This is a genomic window from Comamonas guangdongensis (genome assembly GCF_041079535.1).
Taxonomy (GTDB): Bacteria; Pseudomonadota; Gammaproteobacteria; order Burkholderiales; family Burkholderiaceae_C; genus Comamonas; species Comamonas guangdongensis.
In genome coordinates, this window is sequence record NZ_JBFYGN010000009.1 from 115,889 (window position 1) to 128,495 (window position 12,607).

At 62.6% G+C, this 12,607-nt stretch carries 9 protein-coding genes; 8 read left to right on the plus strand and 1 reads right to left on the minus strand.

The features are described 5' to 3' along the window. The first annotated feature begins 89 nt into the window (after positions 1-89). The 4 genes from ftsH to ppk1 all read left to right on the plus strand — a co-directional run bounded on the left by ftsH (position 90) and on the right by ppk1 (position 6,800). The gene (gene ftsH / locus AB6724_RS10295) at positions 90-2,012 is read left to right on the plus strand and encodes an ATP-dependent zinc metalloprotease FtsH (protein ID WP_369338426.1); all 1,923 of its coding nucleotides are present in this window, start codon (positions 90-92) and stop codon (positions 2,010-2,012) included. Between the two features lie 70 nt (positions 2,013-2,082). Further along, positions 2,083-2,922 carry a dihydropteroate synthase gene (gene folP / locus AB6724_RS10300; protein ID WP_369338427.1) on the plus strand — a complete coding sequence of 280 codons (840 nt, stop codon included), beginning with the start codon at positions 2,083-2,085 and terminating at the stop codon, positions 2,920-2,922. A gap of 53 nt (positions 2,923-2,975) precedes the next feature. Beyond that, positions 2,976-4,310, plus strand: a complete 1,335-nt coding sequence (gene glmM / locus AB6724_RS10305; protein ID WP_369338428.1) for a phosphoglucosamine mutase — start codon at positions 2,976-2,978, stop codon at positions 4,308-4,310. A 426-nt stretch (positions 4,311-4,736) separates the two neighbouring features. Further along, positions 4,737-6,800, plus strand: coding sequence for a polyphosphate kinase 1 (gene ppk1 / locus AB6724_RS10310; RefSeq protein WP_369338493.1), 2,064 nt, complete (start codon positions 4,737-4,739; stop codon positions 6,798-6,800). A 180-nt stretch (positions 6,801-6,980) separates the two neighbouring features. Here ppk1 and AB6724_RS10315 read toward each other — a convergent pair whose 3' ends face one another. Then, on the minus strand, positions 6,981-8,462 hold the full coding sequence (locus AB6724_RS10315) for a Ppx/GppA phosphatase family protein (protein ID WP_369338429.1): 1,482 nt from the start codon (positions 8,460-8,462) through the stop codon (positions 6,981-6,983). A 321-nt stretch (positions 8,463-8,783) separates the two neighbouring features. On the opposite strand from AB6724_RS10315, the gene pstS reads away from it, so the two are divergent. From pstS to pstB, 4 genes are all read left to right on the plus strand, one after another. Further along, a complete protein-coding gene (gene pstS / locus AB6724_RS10320; protein ID WP_369338430.1) occupies positions 8,784-9,821 on the plus strand; it encodes a phosphate ABC transporter substrate-binding protein PstS in 1,038 nt (345 codons plus the stop codon). A 167-nt stretch (positions 9,822-9,988) separates the two neighbouring features. Then, complete coding sequence (pstC, locus tag AB6724_RS10325; protein ID WP_369338431.1) at positions 9,989-10,927, plus strand: phosphate ABC transporter permease PstC; 939 nt, start codon at positions 9,989-9,991, stop codon at positions 10,925-10,927. Then, entirely contained in the window at positions 10,924-11,808 is an 885-nt protein-coding gene (gene pstA, locus AB6724_RS10330; protein ID WP_369338432.1) for a phosphate ABC transporter permease PstA, read from the plus strand. The genes pstC and pstA overlap by 4 nt, the downstream gene beginning before the upstream one ends. Before the next feature lie 17 nt (positions 11,809-11,825). Then, positions 11,826-12,602: a phosphate ABC transporter ATP-binding protein PstB gene (pstB, locus tag AB6724_RS10335; RefSeq protein ID WP_369338433.1), complete on the plus strand. Its 777-nt coding sequence runs from the start codon at positions 11,826-11,828 to the stop codon at positions 12,600-12,602. Positions 12,603-12,607 lie beyond the last annotated feature (5 nt).

Genomic DNA, 12,607 nt, shown 5'->3' on the forward strand with positions numbered 1-12,607 from the left:
GCTTGAATGCTTGAAACACCTAAAATGAACCTCAACTAGGTTCGGAGACCCTCCGGGCCTTACGTCTGAATATTCCTTTGGAGCCCCGCTTGAACAATCAGTGGTTTTCAAAAATCGCCGTCTGGCTGGTCATCGCCATGGTGCTGTTTACGGTGTTCAAACAGTTTGACACCCGCGGTGCCGGCGGTGCCACCCATGTTGGCTACTCGGAGTTCCTGGAGCAGGTGCGCAGCAATCGCATCAAGAGCGCAACCATCCAGGACGGTGCTGGTGGCACCGAGATCCTTGCCACAACCACCGACGACCGCAAGGTCCGCACGACTGCGACCTATCTGGACCGCGGTCTGGTGGGCGACCTGATCAACTACAACGTCAAGTTCGACGTCAAGCCGCGCGAAGAAGGCTCGCTGCTCATGACTTTGCTAGTGAGCTGGGGGCCAATGCTGCTGCTGATCGGAGTCTGGGTCTATTTCATGCGGCAGATGCAGGGCGGAGGCAAGGGCGGAGCTTTCAGCTTCGGCAAGTCCAAGGCGCGCATGCTGGACGAGAACAACAACACTGTTACTTTTGCTGACGTGGCCGGTTGCGACGAGGCCAAGGAAGAGGTCAAGGAGGTCGTCGACTTCCTCAAGGATCCCAATAAATTCCAGAAGCTCGGCGGCCGCATTCCGCGCGGCCTGCTGCTGGTCGGCCCTCCGGGCACCGGCAAGACGCTGCTGGCCAAGTCCATTGCGGGCGAAGCCAAGGTGCCGTTCTTCAGTATCTCGGGCTCCGACTTCGTGGAGATGTTCGTCGGCGTGGGTGCAGCCCGCGTACGCGACATGTTCGAGAACGCTAAGAAGAATGCCCCCTGCATCATCTTCATCGATGAAATCGATGCCGTGGGCCGTCAGCGTGGTGCGGGCCTGGGCGGCGGCAATGACGAGCGCGAGCAGACCCTGAACCAGATGCTGGTGGAGATGGACGGCTTCGAGACCAACCTCGGCGTGATCGTCGTGGCTGCCACCAACCGTCCCGACATTCTGGATGCGGCCCTGCTGCGCCCTGGCCGCTTCGACCGTCAGGTGTATGTGACCCTGCCCGACATCCGCGGCCGCGAGCAGATCCTGAACGTGCATATGCGCAAGATTCCGGTCGGCCAGGACGTGAATCCCGCCATCATCGCGCGCGGCACGCCCGGCATGTCGGGCGCCGATCTGGCCAATCTCTGCAATGAAGCCGCTCTGATGGCTGCGCGCCGCAATGCGCGCACCGTGGAGATGCAGGACTTCGAGAAGGCCAAGGACAAGATCATCATGGGCCCCGAGCGCAAGACCATGGTCATGCCCGAGGAAGAGCGCCGCAACACCGCCTACCACGAGGCTGGCCATGCGCTGATCGGCAAGCTGCTGCCCAAGTGCGATCCTGTGCACAAGGTCACCATCATCCCGCGCGGCCGTGCGCTGGGGGTGACCATGAGCCTGCCCGAGAAGGACCGCTATTCCTATGACAAGGAATACATGCTCAACCAGATCGCGATGCTGTTTGGCGGCCGTATTGCCGAGGAAGTCTTCATGAACCAGATGACCACTGGTGCTTCGAATGACTTCGAGCGTGCGACCGCCATCGCCCGCGACATGGTCACTCGCTACGGCATGACCGATGCGCTGGGCCCCATGGTTTACGCGGAGCAGGAAGGCGAGCCTTTCCTGGGTCGCTCCATGAGCAAGACCAACAACATCAGCGAAGAGACCATGCAGAAGGTCGATTCCGAAGTGCGCCGCATCATCGATGAGCAATACCATCTGGCGCGCAAGCTGATCGAGGACAACGCCGACAAGATGCATGCCATGGCCAAGGCCATGCTCGAATGGGAAACCATCGATGCCGAGCAGCTTGACGACATCATGGCCGGCAAGCAGCCGCGTCCTCCCAAGGACTGGACGCCGCGCAACCCGCCCTCATCGGACGGCGGCAACTCGTCGGGTGGAACACCGGCATCCAATGCCGAGCCGTCGCCCACCACGGCTTAAGAGATAAGCCCTCCACAAAAGGTCCTTCGGGGCCTTTTGTTTTTGCCTCACCTCACACATTGGAGTTCAGATGTCACCACAGTGGCAAACCTCGCGTTTTCTGTTGCAGCTCGCTAGGCCTCTGGTCATGGGGATCGTGAATGTCACCCCGGACTCCTTCTCCGACGGCGGCCGGCATGCAAGCGTTTCCCTGGCCATGAAGCATGCCGAGTTGCTCTTGCGGCAGGGCGCGCATATTCTGGACATCGGGGGCGAGTCCACACGTCCGGGTTCGCCAGCCGTGTCCCTGGAGGAGGAGTTGGACCGAGTCCTGCCGATGCTGGCCGAGGCCGTCAAGCTGCAGGTGCCGATATCCGTCGACACCTACAAGCCCGAGGTCATGCGGGCCGCGCTTGATCTGGGTGCGGACATCATCAATGACGTCTGGGCTCTGCGTCAGCCTGGGGCGCAACAGGCGGTGGCGGCTCACTCCAGCTGCGGTGTGTGCCTGATGCACATGCATCAGACCCCTCAGAACATGCATCTGAATCACATGTCGGGTGATGCCGTGGCGGAGGTCAGGGAGTTCCTGTCCCGGGTCACCAAGCCTTTGCTGGAAGCCGGGGTCGCGCGCGAGCGCATCGTCTGGGATTACGGCATAGGCTTTGGCAAAAGCGTGGCACAAAATTTTGCCTTGCTTGCACATCAGCAGGCTTTGCTGGAACTAGACTTTCCGCTTCTGGCGGGCTGGTCGCGCAAGGGATCGTTGGGAACGGTTTCGGGCCTGCCGGTCGAGCAGCGCCTGATTCCGAGTGTGGCGGCAGCATTGCTGGCTGTGGAGCGCGGAGCGCGCATTGTGCGGGTGCACGATGTGAAGGAGACGGTAGAGGCCCTGTCCGTCTGGCAGGCCATGCAGGATGCGCTAGCTTGAAACCTGCGTCGACGCGAGAGGCGTTGCAAGCAAGAAAAAGGAAACGAGGAACTATGGCACGTCAATATTTCGGCACCGACGGTATTCGTGGCACGGTCGGAAAATCCCCCATCACGCCGGATTTCGCGCTACGTCTGGCGCATGCGGTCGGACGCGTGCTGCGTCGCACCCAAGAGCGTCCTCTGGTGCTGATTGGCAAGGACACCCGTATTTCGGGCTATATGCTGGAGAGCGCGCTGGAGTCGGGTTTCAACTCGGCGGGCGTCGATGTGATGCTGCTGGGCCCTTTGCCCACCCCCGGCGTCGCCTATCTGACGCGCGCCCAGCGCGCCAGCCTGGGCGTGGTCATCAGCGCCAGCCACAATCCCTTCTACGACAACGGCATCAAGTTCTTCAGTGCCCAGGGCACCAAGCTGCCGGACTCCTGGGAAGAGGATGTGGAAGCCGCCCTCCAGGAAGATCCGGTCTGGGTGGACTCGGCGAGCCTGGGCAAGGCCAGCCGTCTGGGGGATGCCGCGGGCCGCTATATCGAGTTCTGCAAAAGCACTTTCGATCACAAGCTCTCGCTGCGCGGGCTCAAGATCGTGGTGGATGCGGCCCATGGCGCCGCCTATCAGATTGCGCCCAAGGTCTTTCATGAGCTGGGCGCCAATGTCGTGGCCATCGGCTGTGCGCCCGATGGCCTGAACATCAACGAGGGAGTGGGCGCTACCCATCCCCAGGCGCTGGTGCAGGCCGTGCGTGCCCATGATGCCGACTTCGGCGTGGCTCTCGATGGCGATGCGGACCGGCTGCAGCTGGTCGATACCCAGGGGCGTTTGTTCAACGGCGATGAGCTGCTGTATCTGATGGCCGCCGACCGCCTGGTACGTGGCGAGGCCGTGCCCGGCGTGGCCGGCACCTTGATGACCAATATGGCCGTGGAGCAGGCGCTCAAGGCCCAGGGCGTAGGTTTTGTGCGTGCCAAGGTCGGGGACCGCTATGTGCTGGAGGCCCTGAACGCCAATGGCTGGCAGCTGGGCGGGGAAAGCTCGGGGCATCTGCTGGCGCTGGACAAGCACACCACCGGCGACGGCCTGGTGAGTGCCTTGCAGGTGTTGCAGGCCTGTGTACATTCCGGCAAAACCGTGGCTCAATGGCTGGAAGATGTGCAGCTGTTTCCCCAGGTCATGATCAATGTGCGTTTGCAGCCGGGGCAGGACTGGAAGAGCAATATACAGCTGCCCAAGGAGCAGGCCGAGGTCGAGAAAATGCTCGGTGACAGTGGGCGCGTACTGATACGTGCCAGCGGCACCGAGCCTTTGCTGCGCGTCATGGTTGAGGCCAGGGATGCGGGCCAAGCCAGCAACTGTGCTGAACGTCTTGCTCAGGTTGTGAGAGCGGGTTGAGTATGTAAGAGATAGTCACAAACGCTGCGGGTTGTCATTAAAAAGTCATGAAACAGTCATAAACGGTGGGCAGACTGTGGCACAAAGCCCTTAGGGCGTTCCAAGGCTCTGCAGGCCTTTGTTGACATGTCTCAAACCGTTTCCGGTACTGTTTCTTCATCCGACGTTTCTCAGGCAGGGGAGGCCACAGCCCCGATGAACACTGCAAGCGCTGCATCCGCCATGACGCCTCGCGACGCGGGGCCGGCATCCCTGGGGCTGGCCCATGATCCGGGTGCCGATGTCAAAGTGACTGTGAAGGGGGGCTCTGTGCAAGCCAGGCCGGGCATCCATCAGGTGCAGACGACTGCGGCCGTCGCTGGGACTGCCAGGCCGGCTCTGAAAACCCCGCGTCGCCGCAGCACCGCGGCCAAGCCCGAGGCGGTCGTGCCGCCGCCCGCCGAGCCGCAGCTGGAGTTTCTCGATCGCGATCACAGCATTCTGGCCTTCAACGAACGGGTGCTGAACTGGGCGGAGCGTGAAGATGTGCCGCTGCTCGAGCGCCTGCGCTATCTGTGCATCGTCTCCTCCAATCTGGACGAGTGGTTCGAGGTGCGCAGCGCGCCCCATGTCTCCGCCGCCAAGGCCGGGGATGAAAGCGGGCTGTACACGCGCAGCAGCTTTGCATCGCTGATGACCAAGGCGCATGGCCTGGTGGCCCAGCAGTATCAGCTCTACAACCAGTCCATCATTCCCGCGTTTGCAAAGCACTCGATCCGCCTGATCTCGCATGGCGAGCGCAGCGCCGCGCAGCGCAAATGGGTGCGTGAATATTTTCTGCGCGAGGTGCAGCCGCTGCTCATGCCCGTGGGCCTGGATCCTTCGCACCCCTTCCCGCAGGTGGCCAACAAGGCCCTGAACTTCATCGTGCGCCTCAACGGCGTCGATGCCTTCGGCCGCGCCAACGAGGTGGCCATTGTCAAGGTGCCGCGCGCCCTGCCGCGGCTGATTCGCCTGCCCGAAAAAATCTCGGGCAAGCAGCGCCTGTTCGTCAGCATCTCCAGCGTGGTGCGAGCTCATCTGGCGGAGCTGTTCCCGGAGCGGGAAGTGGCCGAATTTTCCCAGTTCCGCGTCACCCGCAACTCGGATCTGGCCGTGGACGAGGACGATCTCGTCGATCTGCGCATGGCCTTGCGCCAAGGCCTGCATCACCGCCACTATGGCCAGGCGGTGCGGCTGGAGGTTTCCTCCTCTTGCTCGCCCATGCTCTCGAATCTGCTGCTGGAGCAATACGGCCTGCCGGCCGAGTCCCTGTTCCGCGTCAAAGGTCCGGTGAACCTGGTGCGCCAGATGCAGCTCGTGGATCTGGTGGACGATCCGGCGCTGCTGTTCCCCACCTGGAAGCCCGTCTGGCCCACGCAGCTGGTGCCGGGCCGCTCCGTGATGGCGCAGATGCGCAAGGGCGACATCATCATCCATCAGCCTTTCGAGAGCTTTGACGGGGTGCTGGAGCTGCTGCGCGAGGCCGTGAACGACCCGCAGGTGCTGGCCATCAAGCAGACCATTTACCGCACCGGGTCGGACTCCGAGATCATGAGCCTGCTGGCCGAGGCCGTGAGCCGCGGCAAGGAGGTGCTGGCCGTGCTGGAGCTCAAGGCTCGCTTCGACGAGGAAGCCAATATCAACTGGGCCGAGAAGCTGGAGTCGCTGGGCGTGCAGGTGGTGTATGGCGTGGTCGGTCTCAAGACCCATGCCAAGATGCTGCTGATCACCAGGCGCGAGAAGCGCAACAACCAGCTCAAGCGTTATGCGCATCTGTCCACCGGCAACTACAACGTGCGCAGCGCGCGCCTGTACACCGACATCAGCCATCTGACCTGCGATGACGACATCACGGCGGACATGGATGCGGTGTTCCGCCACCTCTCCAGTCACAACACCATGCCCAGGCTGCAGAAGCTGGTCATGGCGCCGTTCCATCTGCAGAGCCGCATGCTGGAGCTGATCGCCGCGGTGGGCGCTGCTGCGGCCAGGGGCGAGCGCGCGCGCATGGTGATCAAGATGAATGCGCTGACCGACGAGCCGCTGATGCGCGCCCTGGTGGACGCGGGACGCAAGGGCGCACAGATCGACCTCATCGTGCGCGGCGCCTGCATGCTGCCGGCGCAGCGCCCGGGCTTTACCGACAATATCCGGGTGCGCTCCATCATCGGCCGCTTTCTCGAGCATTCGCGCGTGTTCTACTTTGCCTGGGGCAAGGAGGAGGAGCTGCTGCTGTCCAGCGCGGACTGGATGAGTCGCAATATGATGCGCCGCGTGGAGCTGGCCTGGCCCGTGCTGGACAAGAAGCTGCGCCAGCGCGTGATCGACGAATGCCTGGTGGGCTATCTGGGCGACGACCGCGACGCCTGGACGCTGGAGGCCACGGGCCTCTACCAGAAGCCGGCCCACCCTCAGGACGGCCGGGGCGTGCAGCTGGCGCTGATGGAGCGCTATGCGGCCGTGCAATGACCGCTACTGCTTGAGGAGTGCACAGCGCTGAATAATCATCAAATTTCTGAGGAAACCCTTGAAATTTGAGATCTGGCAGGCGCAGCCTGCTCATGTTTTATGAGTGGTGGCCGTGAACGCTTGTGAATGTAAAAGGGACCGCTTGCGGTCCCTTTTTTCGTCTGTTTTCGGCACTGTGGCTTAGCGCAGCTGTAGTCTGAGGCTCCAGGGGGTCTTGCTCCAGGCCATGGATTCCTCCTCCAGCAGCCGGGCCGATTGCGGGTAGGCCAGCATCCAGCCCGTCGGGGTGACAAGCCTGCATTCCATGCCCGAGCGCTTGAAATGAATGCCTTGCATCTCCGGGTCGCGGCGCGTGTGGCATAGCTGCACGGCCAGGCGCAGCGCCATCAGGGGTAGGGCTAGCTCGGGGTCGTCGATGGCTTCTTCGAGCTTGCGCAGCTTGCCTTCGTGGCCCAGCACCAGTTGGGTGATGCGCTGGCGCAGCGCGGGCTCCCAGGTGGCCAGGCCGCAATGCTCGGTGATATAGGCGCCATGGCGGTGGTAGTTGTTCAGTGCCACGCGCATGCCCACCTCGTGCAGCTGCGCGGCAATGCCCAGGGCCTGGGTGGTTGCGGGCGAGCTGGCTTCGGAGCGAATCTGCTGCCAGAGCTCGGTGGCAACGCGGCCCACGCGCCTGGCATGCTCTATGTCCACGCCGAAGTCCTGCTGCAGGGCGTGGATTTCCGCGGCCTCCTTGTCGGCCGGCGGCTCATGGTCCAGCAGGTCGTGCAGCGCGCCCTGGCGCAGTGCGCCCTGAGCGACTTCCAGCTCGGTGATGTCCAGCAGCTCCACGACGGCCAGCATCACGCTGATGCCGCCCGCCACCACGGGGCGGCGGTCTTCCTTGAGGCCGGGCATGCGCAGCTTGTCGATATGACCCACGCTCAGCAGCTGTTCATAGAGATGGCGCAGCTTGGCCAGCGTGATGACCCTGCCGTCCAGGCCCTGGGCAGTCAGCGCATCGCCCACGGCGTTGGCGGTGCCCGAGGAGGCATAGGCGCAATCCCAGGCCGTGCCCGGGTAGGCGAACTGGGCCTGGGACAGGGTCTGCTTGGCGGCGGCGATGGCCGCGGCAAAGCTGGACTTGTTCAGCACGCCGTGGGCGAAGAAGCGACTGCTCCAGGAGACGCTGCCCAGCGTGAACGATGCGACCTGCAGGGCCTGGCTGTGCTGGCCGATGATGATTTCCGTGGAGCGCCCGCCAATGTCTATGACTAGGCGGCGCTGCTGGCTGGGCGGCAGGGAGCTGGAGACGCCGCGGTAGATGAGGCGCGCCTCCTCTTCGCCGGAGATGATCTCGATGGGGAAACCCAGCAGCTCGCTGCCGCGGCTGACAAATTCGTCGGCATTGCGGGCCTCACGCAGGGTCTGGGTGGCCACGGCGCGCACATGGTCATGGGCAAAGCCCGTCAGGCGTTCGCCAAAGCGGGCCAGGCATTCCCAGCCGCGCTGCATGGCATCCCTGGACAGCTCGTGCCGGTTGTTGAGGCCATTGCCCTGACGTACGGTGTCCTTGAGGTATTCCACGCGCTCTATGCGCTGGTGTGAGCCTACGCGCCCGATTTCCAGACGGAAGCTGTTGGAGCCAAGGTCGACGGCGGCGAGCAAAGATTCGGGGGCCATGAAAAAAGCAGTGCGGTGTTTTGCAAAAAGGTGCGAAGCCTCATGGCTGCGCTGCAGGCATCGCAATATGCAGCACGTCTGCAGTTACAGATGTGAGGGCCTGGGGTGCAACCTCGGCCTGCTCAGGTATTTTCCCCGCATCCGGCGGCGGGGCCAAGTTTCGCTGGGCAAATCAGTCTGGAGACCCGATGTGTCCGCAGTATGACGCCAAACCGGCTGCGTATTTCAATCCCGAATGACTGAAATGTTTATGTCACGACGCTGTCATAAATGGTTTTTACAGTCCAGCCATCGAATCTTTCAACCCTAAGAGGTCGTTTCATGAAGTTGTCCTTGATTCACGTTCTGGTGGCTGGTGCCTTGTCTGCAGGGGGCCTGGGCCAGGCCCTGGCGGACCAGGAGGCTACAGGCGCTGGCGCGAGCTTCCCGGCTCCTTTGTATTCCAAGTGGGCTGCCGACTACCACAAGGCCACCGGCGTCAAGATCAACTACCAGTCCGTGGGCTCCAGCGCCGGCATCAAGCAGATCGACGCCAAGACCGTGGACTTCGGTGCCTCGGATGCGCCTCTGAAGGATGACGAACTGGCCAAGAAGGGCCTGGTGCAGTTCCCCACCGTGATCGGCGGCATCGTGCCCGTAGTCAACATCAAGGGCATCGCTCCCGGCCAGCTCAAGCTCAGCGGCCAGGTGCTGGGCGACATCTACCTGGGCAAGATCGCCAAGTGGAACGATCCCGCCATCGTGGCTCTGAACCCCGGCGTGGCCCTGCCCGATGCCGCCATCGCTCCCGTGCGCCGTGCCGACGGCTCGGGCACCACCTTCGGTTTCACCAACTACCTGTCCAAGGTCAACACCGAGTGGAAGGATAAGGTCGGTGAAGGCACGGCTGTGAACTGGCCCACGGGTGCCGGCGGCAAGGGCAACGAAGGCGTGGCCGCTTTCGTGGGCCGTCTGCCCAACTCCATCGGCTATGTGGAATACGCCTATGTCAAGCAGAACAAGCTGACCTATACCCAGCTGCAGAACAAGGACGGCAGCTTCGTCTCTCCCGATGACGAGACCTTCAAGGCTGCAGCAGCCGGCGCCGACTGGGCCAAGAGCTTCTACCAGATCCTGACCAACCAGCCCGGCAAGAATGCCTGGCCCATCACCTCAGCGACCTTCATCCTGATGCACAAGTCCCAGGACAAGCCGGTTCAGGCCGCCACCTCGCTGAAGTTCTTCGAGTGGGCCTACAAGAACGGCGACAAGACCGCCGCCGATCTGGACTATGTGCCCATGCCCGATTCCGTGAAGAACACGATCTACAAGTCCTGGAGCCATATCAAGGATACTTCCGGCAAGACCCTGGTCCAGTAAACAGTGAGTAGCGCGGCGCCGTACCGGTCGGCGCCTGCGCTGCCTCTTTCAACCCTTTGCGAATAAAGGCGCTTCACGTGTCCACTACGTCGCCCTCAAGCTCACTGGCTGCCATGTCCAAGCCGGAATCAGCTCAGCAACGCACCCCCTCTCCGCCACGCGCGCCGATGATCTCAGGCCGCATGGCGGATCGTTTGTTTGGCGCTCTGGCCCGCCTGGCCGCAGTCCTGACCCTGGTGCTGCTGCTGGCCATCATGATTTCCCTGCTGTTTGGCGCCTGGCCCGCGATCCATGAATACGGCCTGGGCTTTCTGACCAGCAGTGTCTGGGACCCGGTACAGAATCGCTACGGCGGCCTGGTCATGATCTACGGCACGCTGGCCACCTCCGCCATTGCGCTGCTCATCGCCGTGCCCGTGAGCTTCGGCATCGCGCTGTTCCTGACCGAACTCTCGCCGACCTGGCTCAAGCGCCCGCTGGGTACGGCCGTGGAACTGCTGGCGGCGGTTCCTTCCATCGTCTACGGCATGTGGGGCCTGATGGTGTTCGGCCCCGTGCTGGCCACCTATGTGCAGCAGCCGCTGCAGAAGCTGCTGTCGGGCGTGCCTTATCTGGGCGCATTCGTGTCCGGCCCGCCCGTGGGCATAGGCATTCTGTCGGCCGGCATCATCCTGGCCATCATGATCATCCCCTTCATCGCCTCGGTGATGCGCGATGTGTTCGAAGTCACGCCCGCGCTGCTCAAGGAGTCGGCCTACGGCCTGGGCTCCACCACCTGGGAAGTGGTCTGGAAAGTGGTGCTGCCCTATACCAAGACCGGTGTGCTCGGCGGCGTCATGCTGGGCCTGGGCCGTGCCCTGGGCGAGACCATGGCCGTGACCTTTGTGATCGGCAATATGAATCAGCTCAATTCGCTGTCCGTGTTCGAGGCCGCGAACAGCATCACCTCGGCGCTGGCCAATGAGTTTGCGGAAGCCGGCGAGGGCCTGCACCAGGCATCGCTGATCTATCTGGGTCTGGTGCTGTTCTTCATCACCTTTGTGGTGCTGGCGCTGTCCAAGCTGCTGCTCAATCGTTTGCAAAAGAATGAGGGAGCGCGTTCATGAGTTCGACCTCCGCAAAAATGATCGATGCCGCCAATCTGGCCGCCGTGCGCCAGGCCAAGTACGACCGGCGCAAGCGCCTCAACCAGCTGGCGCTGACCCTGTCCATGGCCGCCATGCTGTTCGGCGTCTTCTGGCTGATCTGGATTCTGTGGGAGACCATTCGCCAGGGCGTGGGCGGCCTGAACCTGGCGCTGTTCACGCAGATGACGCCGCCGCCCAATGAGGAGGGCGGCATCGCCAATGCCATCTGGGGCTCGCTGATGATGGTGGCCCTGGCCACCTTCGTGGGCACGCCCATAGGCGTCATGGCCGGCGTCTATCTGGCCGAGTACGACAAAAAAGGCTGGCTGGCCGCCACCACGCGCTTTGTCAACGACATCCTGCTGTCCGCGCCCTCCATCGTCATCGGCCTGTTCGTCTATACCGTGGTGGTGGTGCGCTTCAAGAGCTTCTCCGCCATGGCCGGCGTGGTGGCGCTGGCGCTGATCGTGATTCCCGTGGTCATCCGCACCACCGAGAACATGCTGCTGCTGGTGCCCGCCAGCCTGCGCGAAGCCGCCTATGCGCTGGGCACGCCCAAGTGGAAGGTCATCACCATGGTGACGCTGCGCGCGGCCCGCGCCGGCGTGATCACCGGCGTGCTGCTGGCCGTGGCGCGTATCGCGGGCGAGACGGCGCCGCTGCTGTTCACCGCGCTGAACAACCAGTTCTGGAATGCCGACCTGAGCAAGCCCATGGCCAGCTTGCCGGTCACCATCTTCAAGTTTGCGATGAGCCCGTACGAGAACTGGCAGCAACTGGCCTGGGCCGGTGTGTTTCTGATCACCGTGGCCGTGCTGGGGCTGAACATCCTGGCGCGTTTCATCACCCGCCAAAAGTAATTCGAGAGTTCAAGACCATGACTGCAACCACTGTTCCTGCCAACTCCAAGCTGGCCGTGCGCGACCTGAACTTCTACTACGGCAAGTTCCACGCGCTCAAGAACATCAATCTGGACATTCCGGAGAAAAAGGTTACGGCCTTCATCGGCCCCTCGGGCTGCGGCAAGTCCACGCTGCTGCGCACCTTCAACCGCATGTTCGAACTCTATCCCGAGCAGCGCGCCGAGGGCCAGATTCTGCTGGACGGCGAAAACCTGCTGACCTCCAAGCAGGACGTTGCGCTGATCCGCGCCAAGGTCGGCATGGTGTTCCAGAAGCCCACGCCTTTTCCCATGTCCATCTACGACAACATCGCTTTCGGCGTGAAGCTGTTCGAGAACCTCAACGCTTCCGACATGGACGATCGCGTGGAATGGGCGCTGCGCAAGGCCGCGCTGTGGAACGAGGTCAAGGACAAGCTGCAGCAAAGCGGCTCCGGCCTGTCCGGCGGCCAGCAGCAGCGCCTGTGCATTGCGCGCGGCATCGCCATCAAGCCCGAGGTGCTGCTGCTGGACGAACCCTGCTCGGCGCTGGACCCGATTTCCACGGCCAAGATCGAAGAGCTGATTGCCGAACTCAAGGACGACTACACCGTGGTCATCGTGACCCACAACATGCAGCAGGCCGCGCGCTGCAGCGACTACACGGCCTATATGTATCTGGGGGATCTGGTGGAGTTCGGCGAGACTGAGAAAATGTTCTTCAAGCCCGAGCGCAAGGAAACCGAAGACTACATCACCGGCCGTTTTGGTTAAGGACT